Origin of the sequence: Pseudomonas sp. SIMBA_068 (assembly GCF_046534705.1) — a bacterium.
GTDB classification, from domain to species: Bacteria; Pseudomonadota; Gammaproteobacteria; order Pseudomonadales; family Pseudomonadaceae; genus Aquipseudomonas; species Aquipseudomonas putida.
The window spans coordinates 1-263 of sequence record NZ_JAWRYI010000764.1 but is presented as its reverse complement, the minus strand read 5'-3'; the positions used below and the strand labels follow the sequence as shown (position 1 = coordinate 263).

The following is a 263-nucleotide window of genomic DNA, read 5'->3' as shown; positions in this document are numbered from 1 at the left end:
ATGTTGCGATAGACGCCGATGGTCTGCTGGTTGCACACCTGGCTGATGCTCTTGCCGCTGGTGAGTTGCTCGGGGCAGCCGATCCCGAGGTTCTTCATGATTTCGTCTTTGATGGTGTTGTGGAACAGCGTGGTACGCACCTGTACGCGGTCGGCCTGGGTGAACACGTCGGAGAAGCAGGTGAAGTTACCGGCGCGCAACGCGGTGATGCGTTCCGGGTCGAGGTCACGACTGGTGGCGGAACGGGTGGAGGCGGCCGACTG

The 263-nt window shown here is 61.6% G+C and carries 1 pseudogene; it reads right to left on the bottom strand.

The features are described 5' to 3' along the window. Positions 1–263: pseudogene (locus SB756_RS31345) on the bottom strand (TonB-dependent receptor); the annotation flags it as partial.